Origin of the sequence: Bradyrhizobium sp. C9, from assembly GCF_002532045.1 — a bacterium.
In the GTDB taxonomy this organism is placed as follows: Bacteria; Pseudomonadota; Alphaproteobacteria; order Rhizobiales; family Xanthobacteraceae; genus Bradyrhizobium.
Map to the genome: position 1 here is coordinate 81,755 of NZ_NWTG01000012.1, position 19,789 is coordinate 101,543.

The 19,789-nt window shown below is 65.1% G+C and carries 16 protein-coding genes; 7 read left to right on the top strand and 9 right to left on the bottom strand.

Annotated features, from left to right (window positions below):
- Positions 1-6: 6 nt before the first annotated feature.
- The gene (locus tag CO675_RS23230) at positions 7-2,364 is read right to left on the bottom strand and encodes an Orn/Lys/Arg family decarboxylase (protein WP_097674174.1); all 2,358 of its coding nucleotides are present in this window, start codon (positions 2,362-2,364) and stop codon (positions 7-9) included.
- A 213-nt stretch (positions 2,365-2,577) separates the two neighbouring features.
- Between CO675_RS23230 and CO675_RS42010 the strand changes: the two genes are divergently transcribed.
- Positions 2,578-2,988, top strand: coding sequence for an acyl-CoA dehydrogenase family protein (locus CO675_RS42010; protein ID WP_502693400.1), 411 nt, complete (start codon positions 2,578-2,580; stop codon positions 2,986-2,988).
- On the opposite strand, the gene CO675_RS23240 is transcribed toward CO675_RS42010, so the two are convergent.
- The 4 genes from CO675_RS23240 to CO675_RS23255 all read right to left on the bottom strand — a co-directional run bounded on the left by CO675_RS23240 (position 2,891) and on the right by CO675_RS23255 (position 6,719).
- A complete protein-coding gene (locus CO675_RS23240) occupies positions 2,891-3,313 on the bottom strand; it encodes a cupin domain-containing protein (RefSeq protein ID WP_097674176.1) in 423 nt (140 codons plus the stop codon). The genes CO675_RS42010 and CO675_RS23240 overlap by 98 nt on opposite strands.
- Before the next feature lie 148 nt (positions 3,314-3,461).
- A complete protein-coding gene (locus CO675_RS23245) occupies positions 3,462-4,076 on the bottom strand; it encodes a tetratricopeptide repeat protein (RefSeq protein ID WP_097674177.1) in 615 nt (204 codons plus the stop codon).
- A 219-nt stretch (positions 4,077-4,295) separates the two neighbouring features.
- A complete protein-coding gene (locus CO675_RS23250; RefSeq protein ID WP_097674178.1) occupies positions 4,296-6,029 on the bottom strand; it encodes an adenylate/guanylate cyclase domain-containing protein in 1,734 nt (577 codons plus the stop codon).
- 135 nt (positions 6,030-6,164) lie between these two features.
- A complete protein-coding gene (locus tag CO675_RS23255; protein ID WP_097674179.1) occupies positions 6,165-6,719 on the bottom strand; it encodes a PAS domain-containing protein in 555 nt (184 codons plus the stop codon).
- A 493-nt stretch (positions 6,720-7,212) separates the two neighbouring features.
- Between CO675_RS23255 and CO675_RS23260 the strand changes: the two genes are divergently transcribed.
- Positions 7,213-8,010 (top strand): rhomboid family intramembrane serine protease, encoded by a 798-nt coding sequence (locus tag CO675_RS23260; RefSeq protein WP_097674295.1) that lies wholly within the window; start codon positions 7,213-7,215, stop codon positions 8,008-8,010.
- Between the two features lie 188 nt (positions 8,011-8,198).
- Entirely contained in the window at positions 8,199-8,627 is a 429-nt protein-coding gene (locus CO675_RS23265) for a CBS domain-containing protein (RefSeq protein WP_097674180.1), read from the top strand.
- Between the two features lie 17 nt (positions 8,628-8,644).
- On the opposite strand, the gene CO675_RS23270 is transcribed toward CO675_RS23265, so the two are convergent.
- Positions 8,645-9,676, bottom strand: coding sequence for a patatin-like phospholipase family protein (locus tag CO675_RS23270; RefSeq protein ID WP_502693399.1), 1,032 nt, complete (start codon positions 9,674-9,676; stop codon positions 8,645-8,647).
- A 272-nt stretch (positions 9,677-9,948) separates the two neighbouring features.
- Between CO675_RS23270 and CO675_RS23275 the strand changes: the two genes are divergently transcribed.
- Both CO675_RS23275 and CO675_RS23280 read left to right on the top strand, forming a co-directional pair.
- Positions 9,949-11,019: an RgsD C-terminal domain-containing protein gene (locus CO675_RS23275; protein ID WP_097674296.1), complete on the top strand. Its 1,071-nt coding sequence runs from the start codon at positions 9,949-9,951 to the stop codon at positions 11,017-11,019.
- 282 nt (positions 11,020-11,301) lie between these two features.
- A complete protein-coding gene (locus CO675_RS23280) occupies positions 11,302-13,785 on the top strand; it encodes a putative bifunctional diguanylate cyclase/phosphodiesterase (protein WP_097674182.1) in 2,484 nt (827 codons plus the stop codon).
- A 108-nt stretch (positions 13,786-13,893) separates the two neighbouring features.
- Here CO675_RS23280 and CO675_RS23285 read toward each other — a convergent pair whose 3' ends face one another.
- Both CO675_RS23285 and thrS read right to left on the bottom strand, forming a co-directional pair.
- Positions 13,894-14,457 carry a nitroreductase family protein gene (locus CO675_RS23285; protein WP_198964711.1) on the bottom strand — a complete coding sequence of 188 codons (564 nt, stop codon included), beginning with the start codon at positions 14,455-14,457 and terminating at the stop codon, positions 13,894-13,896.
- Positions 14,458-14,541: 84 nt separating this feature from the next.
- A complete protein-coding gene (gene thrS / locus CO675_RS23290; RefSeq protein WP_097674184.1) occupies positions 14,542-16,587 on the bottom strand; it encodes a threonine--tRNA ligase in 2,046 nt (681 codons plus the stop codon).
- A gap of 229 nt (positions 16,588-16,816) precedes the next feature.
- On the opposite strand from thrS, the gene CO675_RS23295 reads away from it, so the two are divergent.
- Positions 16,817-18,106 carry a COG3904 family protein gene (locus CO675_RS23295; RefSeq protein ID WP_097674185.1) on the top strand — a complete coding sequence of 430 codons (1,290 nt, stop codon included), beginning with the start codon at positions 16,817-16,819 and terminating at the stop codon, positions 18,104-18,106.
- A gap of 106 nt (positions 18,107-18,212) precedes the next feature.
- Positions 18,213-19,349, top strand: coding sequence for an MFS transporter (locus CO675_RS23300; protein ID WP_097674297.1), 1,137 nt, complete (start codon positions 18,213-18,215; stop codon positions 19,347-19,349).
- A 1-nt stretch (position 19,350) separates the two neighbouring features.
- Here the strand turns inward: CO675_RS23300 and CO675_RS23305 are convergent, their stop codons facing one another.
- Positions 19,351-19,677, bottom strand: a complete 327-nt coding sequence (locus CO675_RS23305; protein ID WP_097674186.1) for a GrlR family regulatory protein — start codon at positions 19,675-19,677, stop codon at positions 19,351-19,353.
- Between the last annotated feature and the right edge of the window lie 112 nt (positions 19,678-19,789).

Below are 19,789 nucleotides of genomic sequence, written 5' to 3' on the forward strand. Positions count from 1 at the left end.
GCTGGCCTATTCGGACACGACATAGGTGTAGAAGCGGACGCGGCCCGCGTCGTCGATCTCCTTGTAGATGCCCTGGACCTCGACCTCGAAGCCCGGGAATGCATTGAAGCTCGCCTCGAACATCTTGAGGTAGTCGATCATCGGCTTGCTGCGCTCCGACAGCCGCTCGCCGGGCACGATGGTGGCGATGCCGGGCGGGTAGACCACGAACGGTGTCGCGGCGATGCGGCCGAAGATTTGGTCGATCGGCAGATAGTCGACGTCGTTGCGGATCAGATATTGCGCCGCCTGGCGCGGCGACATCGCGATTTCGGGCAGATGTTCGGGCAGGAACTGCTTGGCCTGCAGCGTGCTGACGCCGCCGTCACGGAAGAAGCGGTGCATGTCGCCGCAGAGATCGCGTAGCCGCACGCCGGTGTAGCGTTGCGGACGGCGGCGGAAGAATTCGGGAATGACGTCCTCGACCAGCGCGTTGTCGTCATGCAGCTTCTTGAAGGCGACGAGCCCCGACACCAGCGTGCCGGCCTTGCTGGCCTCGACGCCGGGTGTCAGCAGGAACAGCAGGGAGTTGAGGTCGTTCTTCTCGGCGACGATCTGGTTCTCGCGCAGATATTGCGCCACCACAGGGGCGGGAATGCCGTGATCGGCATAGGCGCCAGTGGCGTGATCGAAGCCCGGCGTCAGCAATGTGAGCTTGTTCGGGTCGGTCATGGCAAAGCCTTCCGTCAGTTCGGGAAAGCCGTGCCAGGCTTGGCCGGGACTGAGCTGCCAGTAGGACGGATTGGTCGCGAGCTGATCGGTCGAGATCGTCTCCCAGGCGACATTGTGCACGCCGTTCTCGCGCGCAACGTCGGGGATCATCACGCGGTCCGGCACGAACGGCTCGAAGAACCAGCGCCGCTCGGTGCGCGCCTCCTTCTCCTCGAACTCGCGCTTCACCGCGCGGATCTTCTTGCGCAGCTCGATGCCGAGCCGGATCGTATCGTCCCACAACACTTCGCCGGAGCGGCCCTTCATCATCTGCGCGCCGACGTCGAGCGAGGCGAAGATCGGGTAGAACGGCGAGGTCGAGGCGTGCTGCATGAAGCTTTCGTTGAAGCGGCGATGCTCGACCCGGCGCTTCTGGCCCTTGATGTGGCGGTCGCGGATGTGGATCTGCGAGGCCTGCGAGAAGCTCGCGAGCTGCTTGTGGGTCGATTGGGTGGCGATGATGCCGGGCGCGTCGGGGCCGAGATTGGCAAGCCCCATCGCGAAGCGGCCGGAATAGATCGGGTGGAACTTCATGAAGCCGGCCCAGGCCTCGTCGAACAGGATGTAGTCGCAGAGATGGCCGATCCGCTTCAGGATCGTCTCGGCGGAGTGGATGGTGCCGTCATAGGTGCACTGCTCGACCACCGCGACGCGAAACGGACGCTCCTTCTTCCAGGCGTTCTCGTCCTTGACCAGCGGGTGCTTGCGGATCTGGTCGCGCAAGCTTCCCTCATCGAGCAGGTCCCAGCGCATCGGGCCGATCAGGCCCCAGGCGTTGCGCACGGTCGGCACATAGACCGGGATGCCGCCGCCGATCAGCAGCGCGCCGTGATGGGCCGCCTTGTGGTTGTTGCGGTCGAACAGCACGAGGTCGCCGTCGGTGACCAGCGAGCCGAGCGCGACCTTGTTGGAGGTCGAGGTGCCGTTGAGCACGAAATAGGTCTTCTCAGCGCCGAAGATCTTGGCGGCTTCCTTTTGCGCCCGCAGCGCCGGCCCCTCATGGGTGAGGAGGTCGCCGAGATCGAGCACGGAATTGTCGAGGTCGTCGCGGAACACGGCTTCGCCGAGATGCTCGACGAACACCCGGCCGATCGGGCTGCGGCTGTAGAACACGCCGCCATTGTGGCCCGGGCAGGTCCAGAGCTGGTTGCCTTCCTCGGCATAGTCGACCAGCGCGCCGAAGAACGGCGTCTTCAGGTTCTCGGCATATTGCTTCAGCCTGGAGATCAGGTTCTTGGCGATGAAGGACGGAGTCTCTTCGGAGAGGAACACATAGCCGTCGATGAAATCGAGCACCTCGACCGGTAGGTCCTCGAACCGCTTGCGGCGGATCAGCAGAAGGATCGGGAAGTCGAGGCCGCGGCGGCGCATCAGGTTGATCAGCGCCGCGGTCTTGCCCTCGAGACCCTTCTTGCCCCAGTCGACCACCATGCATCCGATCGCCGCATCGGTCTGCACCGCGATTTCGGCATCTTCCAGCTTGCGGGCGCGGACCACCTCGAAGCCGGAGCGCTCGATCTCGCTGATGATCTGGTTGAAGCGGATGCCTTCGAGGTCGTCGGCCTCGAAAACCGGCGCTGCGAACAGGAAGTTGAAGCGTTTGAAATAGTCCATGCATGTCCCCGAAGCTGGTCCGCTGAACCTGTCTGCACAATTCATGACAAAGAGATGACAGTCCCGCTGCGACGCCGGGCGCCATGGCCAAATCCGCGTCTCCGCGCTGAAACTCCCGATATTGCCTGCTTTCGGAGAGGGCGGCGTCATGCCCCAGCCTGCTAGCCCCATTGTCGCCGACCATTTGGCCGCGCTCGAGCGGCTTGCCCGCTGATTGCCGAGCACCGGGCGGATTTCGACCGCGAGCGCCGGCGTCCCGACGCCGTGGTCCGCGCCCTGGCCGGGGCCGGAATGTTACGGCTGAATTTGTCGAAGGCGCTGGGCGGGTCGGATATCTGGCCGCTCGACTTCATGACGATCGTCGAGGCAGCCGCCGCGCTCGACGGTTCGGTCGGCTGGCTGGTCGGTTGTCGTGATGACCCCGATCAGCTACGGGCTGGTTGGCCGCGGAAAACTCGGCCTGCCGCTCGGCACGACGCGGTTTTGAGCAGGGCCGCCGGCGGTGCAAGCCTCTCTCGACGCGCGGTCAGGGGGCGACCGGCACCAGGCCGTAGCGCAGCATCGTCTCTTTCATCCTGGCTGGATCGGGGGCACCCCCCGCCATCAGGGCCGCCATGTCCTTGAAATATTGCGGTCCGAGCGCGCCGGGGCTGAGGAGGCAGAGGCAAGTCGCCGGACCGTTCGAGCGGTTGGTGAAGCCGTGCACCACACCACGCTTGATGAACACCGATTCGCCGGGCCCGATGTCGATCTCCTTGCCGTCGACCCGCCAGGTCGAGACGCCCGATAGTCCGTAGATCGTCTCGTCCCAGCTCTCATGATAGTGCGGAATCGGCATCCGGGCGTTCGGTTGCAGCGTCATCTCGAACAGATCGACGCTGCCGCCGGTGGTCTCCTTGCTCTGCAGGAATTTGAGCTGCAGCGTACCGAAATCGATCAGGTCGGGCATGACGGACTCGCAAATGGTTTGTGAGCCCACAATAGCGGACTGCGCCGAAGGAAGCCAACGGCGCGTGCAGCCCGAACGCGCGAAGCGATATCCGGGCTTGGGTCTAGTGATCCCGCATTCCGCTCATGCCGGCTCCGCGCCGGCGCGCTCAATAGACGAGGTTCGTACCCGGCGGCTTCTCCAGCGCCGCAGCCAGCGTCCGATACTCCTCGCAGTCGGTGCCGCAGATCTCGGCGATCCGCTGCAGATGATACTGGGCCTGGTCGCGGTTGCCCTGTTCGATCTGCCACAGGCCGTAGTAGTTCCACGTCAGCACGTGGTTCGGATCGGCCTTCAGCGCGCGCTCGTACCAGACCTGCGACTGCTTGTAGTCGCCGAGCTTGCGATAGGAGTAGCCGATCAGGTTCGCAACGTTTGGATGATCGTCGCGGCCGAGCGCATGCAGCTGATCGATCGCGGCGGCGTAGTCGTTGCGTTCGTAGATCGTCGCATAGGCCGCACGATAGCCGTCGCGGAATGCCGGGTCGTCGAAGCCGGATTGCTTGATCGGCTTCTTGACCCGGTGCGTGGTCTTTCTGTCCCTCTGTTGGGGATAGGTCGGCGCAGGCGTGCTGTAGCTCGAGCCGTAGAGCTCTCCGCCTCCTGCTCCTCCGCCACCACCACCGCCGCCGCCGGCAGCCAGGGTGGTCTGCTGTGGGAACAGGATGATCGGCGCTGTCAGAAACGCCGCAAGCATTGCGAGCTTCATCGATGACTTGATCATGCGCACCTCCCGATTAGACGTGAACAGTCGTTGGTCTGAAGCATTAACTCCCGATCGCGGGAGACATTCCGCGCGTCCTGAAAATTGTTTTCCGATGCGGCAATCGCACTGTCGCTTCCGACGTTGTACTTGCGCGTGCGTGCTGTCTTGTTCGCGCCATCGAACGACGGGAGCCGAAACTAACATCGGTGTTAGAATCGCAGGCGATCTTCAGCGCCGCTACTTCTGCTCCAGATGCCAGGCGCCGTCCCAGTCCGCCGCCGGCGGATTTTGCCTGAACGCTGCGGCGCGCGCCTTCATTGCGATCGACGGGCCGTCGCCCGGCGCGGCAGCCAGTGCCGCCGCGAAAGCCTGCTCGGCGTCGTCCCAGCGGCGGTCGCGATATGCGGCAAGACCATCTGCGTAGCGCTGCCGCAACTCGGTCTGCGCCGGCGTCAGCTCGTTCTTCTTGCCGATGATCTCGAACACCGCGACCGGCTGGGTCTGACCGACGGCGACGAGGCGGTCGATCTCGCGCAGCTCAATGGTCGCAGCGCAGGCGCTCGCGGTGGATTCCGAGATCAGGCTGCGGCTGCCGTAGAACTTGTTGGCGCCTTCCAGCCGCGAGGCGAGGTTCACGGTGTCGCCGAGCACGGTGTAGCTCATCATGAATTCGGAGCCGATGCTGCCGACCAGCGCTTCACCGGTAGCGATGCCGATGCGAATGTCGCAATCGGCCGGGATGGCGCGCACGCCGAGCAGCTCGGGCAGATCCTTGCGCAGCTGGTTGACCTGGCCGATCATGTCGATGGCGGCAAGCGCGGCCAGATGGGTCTGCTCGGCTTCCTCGACGAACGGGGCGCCCCAATAGGCCATGATGGCGTCGCCGATATATTTGTCGATGATGCCGCGATGCGCATGGACCGGCGCCGACATCGTCGACAGATAGAGGTTCATGATCTTGACGAGGCCGCGCGGCGTCACGCCTTCGCTCAGGCTGGTGAAGCCCTTCATGTCGCAGAACATCACCGTCATGATGCGGCGCTGTCCTTCGGTGGCGGCGATCGCCGGCTGATCGAGCAGGCCCTCGGCGATCCGCGGATTGATGTAGCGGCCGAAGGTCTCGCGGATGCGCTGGTTGTGACGCAGCGTCTCGATCATGCGGTTGAAGGCGGCGGAGAGCTGGCCGATCTCGTCCTGGGTCGTGATCGCGATGGTGCCGTCGAGGCGGCCCGCTTCGACTTCGCGGGTGCCCTCCAGCAGCCGCATCACCGGGCGCGTGATGCCGCTGCCGACCAGCATCGCGAACACGAAGCCGAGGATCGCGGCAATCGCGGTCACGACACCGGAGATGATGATCGCCCGCTGCTGGGCACTCATCACCTTCGCCGCCGCCGAAGCGACCTGCGCCAGCATGTCGGTACGAATGCCTTCGATCTTGTTGTTGAAGTCGTCGCGCAGCACGTCGGCGCGCAGCGTGGTCGCTTTCGCTGCCGCAAAGTCCTGGGCGTCGAGCTGATCGAGCAGCGTCTTGTTCTCGGCGTTCAGGCGCGTCAAGAGATCGTTGACGGCATTGTCGATGCGGTCATCGAGGCGCCCGAGGGCGGCATTGTCGGACGGGGTCGAGGGATCGGCGATGATCGAATCGATCAGCCCGCGCGCCGCATCGGCCTCGCGCTTGATCGTCGGCTCGATCTCGTCGAACGTCTTGCGCGCCGCGTCGTAGCCGCTGGCTTCCCCTGGCGCCTGCATCTTCGCCATCATCATCCGGCGCATCGCCAGGGACCGTTCCAGCGAGCGGATGTTGACGCGGGCGAGATGACCATAGGCGGGGATGTAGCGGTTGGTGAGCTCATCCAGGAGATGGCCGACCTGGCCCGCCATCACCATCGACAGCAGCGAGGTGATCACCGCGAGGACGATGAGTCCCGCGGCAATGCCGACGATCTTCTGCCTGATCGAATTGCGAAACATGCCCAGCCCGGCCGCAGCTGCAATAAGCGGATCATCCCCGCCATGGCGGCGAACCAGCTAATAGAGTTCCGCGGCCCGCGGTGCAAGCGACCGGCGTGGTTGGTCTGGCCGCCGGTTCGGGGCAGGCGTCGGGGGCTAGCGCAGCCCTTCGTAGACCATCAGGCCGCGGGCGATGGCGAGCTTGCGCAGGGTCCGTGGCACCAGCCGCTCCTGGGGATGCAGGTAGCGCCACGAGGTCAGCACGAGGTCGTGCAGCCGGGCGACGTCATCCTCGAACGGGGCGAGCAGGCCGGTCAGGCTTGCCGGCATATGGACGCGGGCGGTGAAGGGCAGCAGCAGCAGTTCGAGATGCGCCTTGGAGCCGGTTTCGGTCGTGGCGGTGACGCCGGCGATGGCCGGCAGGGTCTCTTCGACGACACAGGTGATGATGTCTTCGATCTCGCCGCGGCTCTCGTCGGTAAAAAGGGCAGAAAAGCTGCGGTTCTTGAGGTCGCAGCCGAGCAGGGCTGAGGTGCGGGTGCCGGCGACCCGGAACGGAAAGCGGGTCTCGCCGTCATAGGACAGCACGAAGATGTCGGACAGCAGCTCGCGCACCGCGGACGGTTCGAACTCACTCCGGTCGGGTGCACGCGCAGTGCCGCGCTTCGCATTCCAATAGGCGAAGAATTCGCGGCTCGAGCTGTGTTTCATCTAAAGAACCTTGCCCGGCACCTGGCTCGGCGGGACACATCTGTCCCGGTTTTGCGCAGGGGCCTTCCCTTCTCTGTTGTGCAGGGAAGGCTGTGCAGCGTCCATGCCGTGGCCGCGGTTTGGGCGGCTTATCGGCAGCTTTGTGTTGTTAACGTAAATTTAACTATGTCCTTGGCGGCTGCGGAACCTGCGCGTAGGGTCCGCGCGTTCCCGTTCGCCGGCTGCCCCAAGCGCCGGCGTAGTTGGTACACAGGTGGCATCGAACAGTTTGGTCACCGTGCGGGGAGGGGTGGGGATGTTCTCCTGATCCTCCTGGGGCACGAGAAGACCAGCAGATCAGGGAGGGCGTTCTCAGCGCCCTCCCTTTATCTTTTGTTCCGATCGCTTTCGGTGCCGCACGCACCCGGTGTCCGATTTCGGGATTGTGCACTTGCACCGCAGCATGAAAGCCGCCTATCTGGGATGCACAGCCGCGTGCGAGGTCGCCGACCCCTTGGACTCCCATCCCGAATCCCCGCTCGAACCGCCGCCGGAGGCGCCGCGCGAGCCGATCCTGACCTTGCCGGCTGCGCTCACCGCCTATGTGCTCCTGATCGCGGTGATCCATCTGCGGGTGCTGCTGCCGCCGGAGATGGAGAACTGGACCATCGACGTGTTCGGCTTCATCCCGAAGCGCTACGATTCGACGCTGCTCGACATCACCTTCCCGGGCGGAGACGGCGCCAAGGTCTGGACCTTCGTCACCTATTCGCTGCTGCATGCCAACCTCACGCATATCGGCTTCAATGTGCTGTGGCTGCTGCCGTTCGGCAGCGCACTGGCGCGGCGGTTCGGCGCGGTGCGCTTCTTTGTCTTCATGGCGGTGACGGCGGCCGCCGGCGCGCTCGCGCATCTGTTGACGCACGAGCACGCCATTGCGCCGATGATCGGTGCGTCGGCCTCGGTCTCGGGGACGATGGCGGCGGCGATGCGCTTCGCCTTTGTGAAGGGCAGCTTCCTGTCGTTCAGCCGGGGCGATGCCGATGCGGCCGCCAAGGTGCCGGCGCTGTCGCTGTGGCAGGCGCTGTGCAACGGACGGGTGCTCGCCTTCCTGGCGATCTGGTTCGGCGTCAATATCCTGTTCGGCGCCACCTCGCTGTCGCTTGGTGCCGAGGATGCGAGCGTCGCCTGGCAGGCGCATATCGGCGGCTTCCTCGCCGGGCTGTTGCTGTTCTCGCTGTTCGATCCGATTCCGCGCGCGCGAGACGATGCTGCGGATGCGTCGTCGGTGGACCAGTCAGGCCGCGTCTGATCGCCGCTTGCGGCTCGGTTCGAATTCCTCCATCATCTTTGCGGCACAGAACAAAGCGGGCCGACACATCGAGCCCAGCTACCGACCGCGCCCCGGAACCGAAATCGGCGCGGAACTGTTGATTGAAGACTCTGGCGAACAGGCTCGACCCCGCTGAAGCGGGCGCGAGCGGATTCAGGGAGGCGGCAATGACGGTACGTTCCATTCTCGATGCAAAGGGCCATCAGGTCATGAGCGTCGCGCCCGGCGCGAAGCTCTCGGCCGCGGTCAAACTGCTCGGTGAGCGCAAGATCGGCGCCGTGCTGGTGATGGAGCAGGGCCGGATGGAAGGCATCCTGTCGGAGCGAGACATCGTGCGCGTGCTCTCGGAGCGCGGGGCCGGCGTGTTGGACGAGCCGGTGAGCGCGGTGATGACCAAGAAGGTCGTGAGCTGCCGCCAGTCCGACACGGTCAGCGGGCTGATGGAGATGATGACCACCGGCAAGTTCCGCCACCTCCCTGTCGTCGAGGACGGCAAGGTGGTCGGGCTGATCTCGATCGGCGATGTCGTCAAGCGCCGCGTGCAGGAATATGAGCACGAGCAGGAAGCGCTGCGCGACTATATCAAGACCGCCTGAGCAAGACCGCCTGAGCGCTACTTCCCGGTGGTGCCCGCGCCGTTGGACGGCGGCACCAGGATGTCGATGGCTTCCTCGATCGCGCCGATGGCGCGTTCGGCCGCGCGGATGCCGTGTGCGATCAGGTCGTCGGCGCGGTGGAAGTCGAACCAGCCGATCTGACCGACGCGCGGCGAGATCAGCATGTCGGGCGGATCGCCGGCGAGGCGCGCACGGGTGATGCGGTCCTGCATGATGTTGAAGGCGTCGACCATCACGCTCGAGATCCCGGGCCGGCTGGCGCTGCCGAAAAACTCCCGCTTCACGGTCCGTTCGGCGGAGAAGAAGCGGCCGAACCGCCGCTTCGGAGCCTCCGGCTCAATCTCTGCCTCGGCGGTCACCGCGACCGTCACCTCGGGCGCGGCGGACGGCCCGTGATTGTAGATCGTGGTCGAATGCGCGAACACGTCGCTGGAGAGGTTCGCCGCAATGACGATCTCGGCGCCGAGGGCGCGGGCGGCCGAAACCGGCACCGGATTGACCAGCGCGCCGTCGACCAGCCAGCGGTCGCCGATCAGCACCGGCGCGAAGATGCCGGGCAGGGCGTAGGAGGCGCGCATGGCGTCGACCACGCGGCCCTGGGTCAGCCAGATTTCGTGGCCGGTGCGCACTTCGGTTGCGACGCTGGCGAACTTGACCGCGAGGTCCTCGATCATGACCTGGCCCAGCGCCGCCTCGATCTCGGCGGCGAGCTTGGCGCCGCCGATCAGGCCGGAGCCGTTGAGGCGGATGTCGAGGTAGCCGAGCACACTGCGCGGCTGCAGGCTGCGGGCCCACTGCTCGAGCTTGTCGATATGGCCCGCCGCATAGGCGCCGCCGACCACGGAGCCGATCGAGGTGCCGACCACGACGTTGGGGACGATGCCATGGGCGAGCAGGGTCTTGATGATGCCGATATGGGCAAAGCCGCGCGCGGCGCCGCCGCCAAGCGCAAGTCCGATCACCGGACGGCGAACCGGTCCCAGTCCTACCTTGTCGGGGCCGTCGGAGCTCTTTTGGCCTCGGCCCATCCAGCTATCCAACACGACAAATCTCCTGCCAGCACGAGACTAGGCCGCGCGGCACGGCTATGCCAGCGTCGTCCGGTTTCATGGTTATTCCCCTCAGGGCATGATTCATGCCCCTGGTGGACCGCGGTAGGCAGGGAATGTGACTGGACCGCGACGACAGGTCTAACATCGGCTTGATCGAGCGGTTCCAAACCGGGATGGCGCCTCCGGGACTGTGACAAAGCCTTGGAAGAAGGCTTGAATTTGCCGCGTTTTCGTTGAAAAGCATGATGATGACTTCGAGGGGCAACGGCATCGGCGGATGCGGGCGGGGCATGCGGCTCCTTCCGCTATTGACGCTTGCGGCATTTTTGCTCGCCCTGGTCCCCACTTCCGTGTCGGCGCAGTTCTTCAGCGACCGGCCGCCGCCGATCCCGCCTGCCTCGGTTCCGGACGTACCGTCCGGCCCGGCGCTGAATTTGGCGCCGCCGTCCGGGCCCGGTTCGGGGCCCGTGCTGCCCGGTCCGCTGACCCAGCCGACCATCGTCCAGCCGTCGATCGCGACCGTGCCGCCGGTGACGCCACCGGCCGGCTCGCCGACCGCCGGGCAGGCGGTGCTGTCGCTGACCGCGCGTTACGGCAAGGACCTGCCGGTGATCAATGCCGGGCTGGTGTGGCGGGTGTTCGCCGACAAGCCGGACGACAACGGCACCTACAAGCTGATCCGCGAGGAGCGCGGGGCGACGCCCAACGTCGTGCTGCCGCCCGGCAACTATGTCGTCCATGTCGCGCTCGGCCTCGTCAGCGCGGTCCGTGCCGTCAGCCTGAAGTCGGAGACCGACCGCGAGTCCTTCGTGCTGCCGGCCGGGGGCCTGCGGATCGAAGGCCGGGTCGGCACCAGCAAGATCCCGGCCAACCAGATCTCGTTCGCGATCTACAAGGGCAGCCAGTTCGACGGCTCGGACCGTGGCCCGCTGGTGCCCAACGTGTCCGCCGGCGACGTCGCACTGCTGCCCGAGGGCACCTATTACATCGTCTCCAACTATGGTGACGCCAACTCGGTGGTGCGCTCCGACATTCGCGTCGCGGCGGGCAAGCTGACCGACGTCACCGTCACGCATCGCGCGGCCGTCATCACTCTCAAGCTGGTCAGCGAGAAGGGCGGCGAGGCGCTCGCCAACACCGCATGGTCGGTGATCACGCCCGGCGGCGACGTCATCAAGGAATCGATCGGCGCGTTCCCGCGCGTCGTGCTCTCCGAAGGCGAGTATCGTGCGATCGCCAAGAACGAGGGCAAGGTGTTCGAGCGTCCCTTCAACGTCGTCAACGGCGTCGATGGCGAAGTCGAGGTCGTGGCGCGCTGACGGTGCGGCCGCGCCGCATTTCATGCGGCTGTCATAGTCTCTAACGTGAACTAACCATCGCGTGAGTTTGAGCTGTCATAATCGCTGGCGGCGACGCACCGCATCGCTATTTTTACATGGCGTTAAGCCGCGGCATGACTTGGATGCCACGGGGACTAAAGCGCGCTGAGTTCACGTCGTGTCGTCATCGCGCCTTGGCTTTTTGCCCGAGCATGATCTTTCGGAAAGCCGCTTCGCACTTTTCCGGATCGGGCTCTGGCGTTTGCGTGAACGGGGCGTGCCATGATCATGGCCAACAACAAATCAGCAAAGACATCGGCCAAGTTCAATTCCGAGATGTTCGCCGACGTTCCGGTTCTGCAACGCAAGTGGCAGGCGGCGGTCCGTCCCGGTGAAAAGCTGCCGCATTATGAAGACGTGATGCTCGGCAGTCTCGGTCGGCTCGCCGATCACATCGTGCTGCTGCGAAACGTCGACGGCGTGCTCAGCGTCTCGCACGCCGGCCGCTACGTCCAGACGTGGCTGAACGACGAGCGTTGGGACATTCCGCTCAGCGCGCTGCCGCCGGACTGCGCGACGGCATTGACCGAAGCCGCCGCGAATGCGCGCGAGAATTGCCGGCCCTATCTCGCGTCGGCGCATTGCGTGCGTGACGGTCTGGTGCGGACCTTCGATGTGCTGGCGCTGCCGACGCGGTCGCGCTGGGGCGGCATCCTGGTCGGCGTCTACGTCAACGAACGCAATGCGCAGTACAATCTTCTCGATACGATCTTCTCGGCCACGGACGAGGGCGTGCTGTCGCTCGCCGCGATCCGCGACGCGCGGGGCGAGGCGGCCGACTTCCAGATCGTGCATCTCAACCAGGGCGCTGCAAAGCTCCTGATGCAGCCCGCGACCGAATTGCTGTGGCGCCGGCTCAGCGCCGGCGGCAATCCGCTTGCGGCACCGGCGGTGATGAACCGCCTGCGCGAATTCGTCGGAAGCGGTCCTGTCGGCCAATTCGAGATCGACAGCGGCGATCGCTGCCTGCGGCTCGGTGTCACGGCGTTTGGCGACATGCTGTCGCTGACCGTCTCCGACGTCACCGCGCTGAAGCAGCGCGAACTGTCGTTCCGCCTGCTGTTCGAGAACAACCCGATGCCGATGTGGGTATTCGACGCCGGCACGATGGAATTCCTCAGCGTCAACGACGCCGCCGTTCAGCACTATGGGTACAGCCGGGAGAGATTTCTCGGCATGACGCTGCGGCAGATCTGGCCGGAGGATGAGTGGGCGATGCACAGCGCCGCCTTGCGCGAGGTCGGCGACGTCTATCAATCGAGCCGCGACTGGCGGCACATCAAGGCTGACGGCACCGAGATCCACGTGCTGACCTTCGGACGCAGGGTGGCGTTCGAGGGCCGCGACGGCTATCTGGTCGCGGTGGTCGACATCACCGAACGCCGTGCCGCCGAAGCGCGGATCGCGCACATGGCGCACCATGACGGTCTGACCAACCTGCCGAACCGCGATTTCTACCAGGAGCGACTGCGCGAGGCGCTGGAGCGCAGCCACTCCGGCAACAGACGCGTCGCGGTGATGTGCATCGATCTCGATTTGTTCAAGAACGTCAACGATTCCTTCGGGCATCCGATGGGCGACCGGCTGCTCAAGCTGGTGGCGGAGCGGCTGCGCGACGTGGTCCGCGACGACAATGTCGCAGCCCGTCTCGGTGGCGACGAGTTCGCGGTCGTGCTTGCCGCGGATGTCTCGCCGAACGAAGCGAGCGCTTTTGCCGAGCGGCTGATCGATGCCCTGAGCGCGCCCTACAAGATCGACGGGCTCGAAGTTGTGGTCGGCGCCAGCGTCGGGATCGCGCTGTCGCCCGGTGACGGCACGACGTCGGAAGAATTGATGCGCAACGCCGACATGGCGCTGTATCGCGCCAAGTCCGAGGGCGGCGGCGTGCATCATTTCTTCGAGCCCGAGATGGATCAGCAGGCGCAGAAGCGCCGCGACATGGAGCGCGATCTGCGCGCGGCCTTCAGCAATGGCGAGTTCGAGCTGCACTACCAGCCGCTGGTCGATATCGCCGCCGACCGCATCAGTGGCTTCGAGTCGCTGCTGCGGTGGCAGCACCCGCAGAAGGGCATGGTCTCGCCGGCGGAGTTCATTCCGGTTGCGGAAGACATCGGCCTGATCGTCGCGCTCGGCGAATGGGTGCTGCGCGAAGCCTGCGCCGAGGCGATGAAGTGGCCCGCCGACGTCAAGGTCGCGGTCAATCTGTCGCCGGTGCAGTTCCGCAGCCGCAACCTGGTCCAGGCCGTGATCTCGGCACTGGCGCATTCCGGCCTGTCGGCGCGCCGGCTCGAGCTCGAGATCACCGAGTCGGTGTTTTTGGCCGAGACCGAGGCCAATCTCGCGCTCCTGCATCAGCTGCGCGAGCTCGGCGTCAGCATCTCGATGGACGATTTCGGCACCGGCTATTCCAGCCTGAGCTATCTGCGCAGCTTCCCGTTCGACAAGATCAAGATCGACCGCTCGTTCGTGAAGGACCTCGCCCGGCGCTCCGATTGTCTGGCGATCGTGCGCGCAATCTCCGGCCTCGGCCGTAGCCTCAAGATCACCACGACCGCGGAAGGGGTCGAGACAACAGACCAGCTCGACTGGCTGCGTGCCGAAGGCTGCAACGAGGTGCAGGGTTTCCTGTTCAGCGCGGCGCGGCCCGGGCACGAGATCGCAGCGTTGCTGCGCGGCTTTGCGGAGCGAGCGTCGAAGGCGGCGTAATTCTCCGCTCGCCATGGCCGGGCTTGATCCGGCCATCAATCATTCTTCGGAAGAGTCTTTCGGTGGATGGATTGCCGGGTCTAACCCGGCAACGACAGATCTAGGGTATCAAAACCGCGTCACGATATCCGACAGCGACGGACGAGGGCGATCCTCGCTCGGCTTGGTCGGGGTCCCGATGTGAATGAGCCCAGCGAGCTTCTCGTCGGGCTTCAGGCCGAGACCGTCGAGCACGTCGCGGTCGAAGGCAAACCAGCCGGTCAGCCAGCAGGCGCCGTAGCCGAGCGCGGTCGCCGCGGTGACGATGTTCATCGCGCTGGCGCCGGCCGACAATTCCTGCTCCCACGGCGGCACCTTCGGGTGCGGCTTGGTGAAGGAGACCACGCCGATCACCAGCGGCGCATCGGTCAGGCGCTTCTTCTCGACCTCGATGTCGGAGGCGGGCGCACCGGGATTCTTGCGGGCAAACACCTTGGCGATCACGTCGCCGGCGCGGGCGCGCGCCTCGCCTTCGAACACGATGAAGCGCCACGGCGCCAGCTTGCCGTGGTCGGGCACGCGCGCGCCGATGGTCAGGATGGTCTCGAGCTCGGCCGCGGACGGGCCGGGGCCGGTCATCTCGCGCGGTTTCATCGAGCGGCGTGTCTTCAGGAGTTCAATGGCATCGGGCACGGAAATGTCCTTCAAGTGGAGTCGTGCCCCCAAGATGGGGGCACGACCAGGCCGACGAAAGCCAGTTTAGACCGATTGTGAAGATCAGGCGACGGATTGCGCCCGCTTCACGTCCGGCGGTGTCGCTTCGTCCACCAGCGCTGCGATCGCCTCGTCGGTCGGCATCACGGTCTGGCGCTCGCTGCCGAGGCGGCGGACCGAGACCGAATGCGTCTCGGCTTCCTTCTTGCCGACGACCAGCAGGGCCGGAATCTTGGCCAGCGAGTGCTCGCGGACCTTGTAGTTGATCTTCTCGTTGCGCAGGTCGATCTCGACGCGCAGGCCGGCACGGCGCGCTGCCGCCGCCACCACCTTGGCGTACTCGTCGCCTTCGGAGGTGATGGTCGTGACGACGAGCTGGGTCGGCGCCAGCCAGAGCGGGAAGTTGCCGGCATAGTGCTCGATCAGGATGCCGATGAAGCGCTCCATCGATCCGCAGATCGCACGGTGCACCATCACCGGCGCCTTCTTCGAGCCGTCGTGGTCGATGTAGAACGCGCCGAAGCGCTCCGGCAGGTTGAAGTCGACCTGGGTCGTGCCGCACTGCCAGTCGCGGCCGATGGCGTCGCGCAACACATATTCGAACTTCGGCCCGTAGAACGCGCCTTCGCCCGGGTTGATCTCGGTGCGGATCCGGTTGCTGCCGTTGGCCTTGATCTCCGACAGCACGGTGGCCATCACGCGCTCGGCGTGATCCCACATCTCGTCGGTGCCGACCCGCTTTTCGGGCCGCGTCGAGAGCTTGACCGTGAGCTCGCCGTCGAAGCCGAAATCGGCATAGGTCGACAGGATCAGCTCGTTGATCTTGAGACACTCATCGGCGAGTTGCTGTTCGGTGCAGAACACATGGGCGTCGTCCTGGGTGAAGCCACGCACCCGCATCAGGCCGTGCATTGCGCCCGACGGCTCGTAGCGATGCACGACGCCGAATTCGGCGAGTCGCAGCGGCAGGTCGCGGTAGCTCTTCAGCCCGTGCTTGAAGATCTGCACATGGCCCGGGCAGTTCATCGGCTTCAGCGCGAACCAGCGCTTGTCCTCGGCCTCGTCGCCGGCGGACTGTGCCGCGAACATGTTCTCGCGGTACCAGTCCCAGTGACCCGAGGTCTCCCACAGCACCTTGTCGAGGATCTGCGGCGCGTTGACCTCACTGTAGTCGCCGAGCAGCCGGCGCCGCATATAGGCGATCAGCTGCTGGAAGATGGTCCAGCCCTTCGGGTGCCAGAACACCACGCCGGGACCTTCCTCCTGGAAGTGGAACAGGTCGAGCTCGCGGCCGAGCTTGCGGTGGTCGCGCTTCTCCGCTTCCTCGATCTGCCTGAGGTAGGCGTCGAGGTCTTCCTGCTTGGCGAATGCGGTGCCGTAGATGCGGGTCAGCATCGGATTGTTGGAATCGCCGCGCCAATAGGCGCCGGCCACCTTCATCAGCTTGAAGGCGTTGCCGATCTTGCCGGTCGAGGTCATGTGCGGGCCACGGCAGAGATCGAACCAGTCACCCTGGAAATAGATCTTGATCGGCTCGTTGCCGGGAATCGCGTCGACCAGCTCGACCTTGAAGGCCTCGCCCTTGTCGCGGAACACCTGTTTTGTTTTTTCGCGATCCCAAACCTCTTTCGTAAAGGGCTTGTCGCGCGCGACGATTTCGCGCATCCGCTTCTCGATGGCGGCAAAATCTTCCGGGGTGAACGGCTCGTTGCGGAAGAAGTCGTAATAGAAGCCGTTCTCGATCACCGGGCCGATGGTGACCTGGGTGCCCGGCCACAGCGACTGCACCGCTTCGGCGAGCACGTGCGCGGCATCATGCCGGATCAGTTCCAGCGCGCGCGGGTCTTCGCGGCTGATCAACTCGATCTTGGCGTCGGCTTCGATCGGATCGTTGAGATCGGCGAGCGTGCCGTCGAGCGCCATCGCGACGGTGCGCTTGGCGAGCGAGGGCGAAATGCCTTTGGCGATGTCGAGGCCGGTCGTCCCTTTCGGGAAATCGCGCCTCGCTCCATCAGGGAAGGTGAGGGCGATTTTGTTCACGGGTTCTGCGGGTTTGAGGTTAGAGAGGCTGTACTGGAATCCGGACTCGGATTTGGGCGCTTCTGCCATCGATGTCTCCTGTAGCTCACTCCTGCGAACGAGCGCAGGTAAGCGGAAAGCAGCGGTATAGCAGGGGATTTGACGCCTGCAATCCGGCAATATCAAGAAAATGGGCCTCCGGCCGCACCGATTCGAGAGAAGCTCGCCTGCACTTGACGGCACCAAGCGTTGCGACGCTGCCGATCATCGTTTAACGTCGAATGTCCACTTTCCTGCCATCGCGCGATCCGCAAGGTTCATGTTTTCCCGTCTCCTGCTTTTCGTGGCGTTGCTTCTGATCCCGGGCCTCTTGCGGGCGGAAGAAGCACCGGTCGAGAAGGCCGGGTTTGCGAAACGGCTGACCATCTACCTCGCCAAGGGACCGGCGAATGCCTGCGGCGCCGGTTGCGACCGCTGGATCGCGATCGAAGGCGAGATCGATCGGGATGCCGCGGCGCGGATTCGCAGCTTCCTGCTTGCCGTCAAGGAACCACAGCTTCCGATCTACCTGCATTCGCCGGGCGGAAACGTCGAGCAGTCCTATGCGATCGCGCGGTTTCTGCGTGCACGCAAGGCGATTGCCCGGGTCGGCCGCACCAGCGTGGGCGCGTGTTCCGCGGGCACGCAGATCGACGCCGCCTGCCAGAAGATCAAGGCTGGGAAAGGCGAGGTCGAGGCCGAACTCACCACGCGCAACGCGATGTGCGTTTCGGCCTGCGCCTATCTATTCGTGGGCGCGACCAACCGTGAAGTGGCGCCCGACTCGGTGCTCGCGGTGCATAACTCCAGGCTGATGTTCGTGGTCCACGGCCATCCGCCGCCGCAGGTCGTCGCCGATTTCAGGCGGCGCGAGATGGTCAGCGCCGATCGCGACCGCAATCTGTTCCTCGCGGCAATGGGAATCAGCCATGAGCTCAGCGAGCTGATCCGGACCGTGAAGTTCGAGAACCTGCACGTGCTGACGCGGCCGGAGCTCTATCGATTTGGAATCGATACGCGGCCGTTGCCGGAAACGCTGTGGGCGGTGGAGAAGGAAACCCGGCCCTATGTCCGCAAGATCGCGCAGCAGAAGAAGGGCGACGGCAGCTCGTTCCGCATGATGGAGTGGCGCCTGTTCTGCGAGAACAAGGATCGCGGGCGGCTGATGTTCGTGCGCGAGTTCGACGAGGGCGCTGCCGGCAAGAGCACGGTGGTGATGATGGCCGGCGCCACCAGGACGGTCGCGTTCGGCAGGTTGCCGGCGCGGTTCGGCAAATACGAGGTCTGGAGCGACCCGGTGACCTCGGACATCGTCAAGGCGATGCTGGCGGTCCCGCATCTGCAGATCGGCGAAAGCACGCCGTCGTCGGACGGCAAGTCCGATCTCAAGTCCGACCTTAAGCCCGGCTTCACGACATTCGATGTCGACACGACCGGGCTGGAGCAGGGCTGGTCGCAGCTATTGGCGTCGTGCCCGGCGACGAGCGCTGGACCGAAGCCGGCGAGCCCGCTGCCGGCCGCGGTGTCGCCGAGCGTCAACGCGGTGCCGGCCGCATCGCCGTCGCCGTGAGCGCAAGCGGCGCCGGCCGATCACGTGCTATGCATTTAGATGCAGTTGCATTGACTTCGGAGTCTGCTATCAACGCGGCGTGAAACGCTTCGCTCCCACCGCATTGATGCTCGGCAATATCGTCACCGGCTGCTCGGTACTGGCGCCGGCCGGCATGCTGGCGGAATTGTCCAACGGTCTCGGCGTCACGATCCACACCGCGGGTCTGTTGATCACCTTCGGCGCCATCGTGCTGTGCGTCGGCTCACCGGTGACGGCGTGGCTGACCAGCCGGTTCGAACGGCGCGCGCTGCTGACGGCGACGCTGCTGGTGCTGACGCTGACCAACGCCGCATCGGCCTTCGCGCCGGACTACGACAGTCTCTTGATCATTCGCATGGTGATGCTCGCGGTCGGTGTCCTCTACACGCCACAGGCGGCCGGCACCGCGGCGCTGATCGTGCCGGTGGAGAAGCGCGGCAGCGCGATCGCCTATATCTTCCTCGGCTGGTCGCTCGCCGCCGCGATCGGGCTGCCGTTGATCACCTTCATCGCAAGCCGTTACGGTTTTCGCGTGACCTATGGCGCGATCGCGCTGACCGGGCTCGTGAGCTGCCTGCTGCTGTGGTGGCGGCTGCCCGGCGGGTTGCATGGCGCGCCGGTCGATTTGAGGACCTGGGCCGATCTCGGCCGCAATCCGACCGTCATCCTGCTGCTGTCGATCACGACATTGCAGATGTCCGGCCAGTTCGTGGTGTTCACTTTCATGGGGCCGCTGCTCGGCAAGTTGACCGGCGCCAACGCGGACGCCGTCGGGATCGTGTTCGCGCTGTACGGCATCTTCGGGTTCGTCGGCATTGCGATCGCGACCCGCATCGTGGATTCCTGGGGCGCCTGGAAGACGTCGGTGCTGTTCACCGTGCTGCTGCTCGCGGGCGTCGCCGGCTGGGCGCTGAGCGCCGGTGCCTACGCATTGATGGCCGCCTCGGTTGCCGTCTGGGGCCTCGGCTTTGCGTCGACCAATTCGATGCAGCAGGTGCGCCTGGTCGGCGCGGCGCCGACGCTCGCGTCGGCGTCGGTCTCGCTCAACACCTCGGTGCTGTATGTCGGCCAGGCGATCGGCTCCGCGATCGGCGGACTGCTGTTCGCGCGCGAATGGCTGCTTAGCGCGGGCTACGTGGCCACGGCCTTCGTCGCGGCGGCCCTTGCGGTCGTGATAATGACGCGACCGCGGCCGGCCGCGCGCGCCGCCGCAGCCGAGTGAGTTAATCGGCGATCCGGGTCAGGAACGCCTTGAAGCTTACGCCCGGCAGCTGCAGCGCCTCGCCCTCGAAATCGACCATGTCGCCGTTCGCGGTGCCCTTCAGCATCAACGTGATCATGTCGGTCCCGAACAGCGGCCGGAACGCGGGATCGGGATTATGCCGCTGGGTCGAAACTTTGACATGAATGCCGTCACTGCGGTCGGTGTAGTTGCCGACGAAGGCAAAGGCCGAGTTGCCGCCGCGCAGCTTGCCGCCGGTCGCGTAGAGCACACCGGTGCCGGTGCCGTGAACGATGTGAAATTCGAGCTTGTACAAGCCTTCCTGCAATGCCCACCCCCGAGAAAAGTATTTGGTCCCAATGGTTGCAGCCTATGGTGCATACGGGATGCAGACAATGCCGCGTGGTGCGGATCGCTCGGTCGTCAACACCACATGGGGG

Coding starts and splice junctions, on each gene's coding strand:
- CO675_RS23230 (WP_097674174.1), bottom strand. CDS start 2,364: ATGGACTATTTCAAACGCTTCAACTTCCTGTTCGCAGCGCCGGTTTTC.
- CO675_RS23240 (WP_097674176.1), bottom strand. CDS start 3,313: ATGCCCGACCTGATCGATTTCGGTACGCTGCAGCTCAAATTCCTGCAG.
- CO675_RS23245 (WP_097674177.1), bottom strand. CDS start 4,076: ATGATCAAGTCATCGATGAAGCTCGCAATGCTTGCGGCGTTTCTGACA.
- CO675_RS23250 (WP_097674178.1), bottom strand. CDS start 6,029: ATGTTTCGCAATTCGATCAGGCAGAAGATCGTCGGCATTGCCGCGGGA.
- CO675_RS23255 (WP_097674179.1), bottom strand. CDS start 6,719: ATGAAACACAGCTCGAGCCGCGAATTCTTCGCCTATTGGAATGCGAAG.
- CO675_RS23265 (WP_097674180.1), top strand. CDS start 8,199: ATGACGGTACGTTCCATTCTCGATGCAAAGGGCCATCAGGTCATGAGC.
- CO675_RS23270 (WP_502693399.1), bottom strand. CDS start 9,676: ATGGGCCGAGGCCAAAAGAGCTCCGACGGCCCCGACAAGGTAGGACTG.
- CO675_RS23275 (WP_097674296.1), top strand. CDS start 9,949: ATGACTTCGAGGGGCAACGGCATCGGCGGATGCGGGCGGGGCATGCGG.
- CO675_RS23280 (WP_097674182.1), top strand. CDS start 11,302: ATGATCATGGCCAACAACAAATCAGCAAAGACATCGGCCAAGTTCAAT.
- thrS (WP_097674184.1), bottom strand. CDS start 16,587: ATGGCAGAAGCGCCCAAATCCGAGTCCGGATTCCAGTACAGCCTCTCT.
- CO675_RS23295 (WP_097674185.1), top strand. CDS start 16,817: ATGTTTTCCCGTCTCCTGCTTTTCGTGGCGTTGCTTCTGATCCCGGGC.
- CO675_RS23300 (WP_097674297.1), top strand. CDS start 18,213: ATGCTCGGCAATATCGTCACCGGCTGCTCGGTACTGGCGCCGGCCGGC.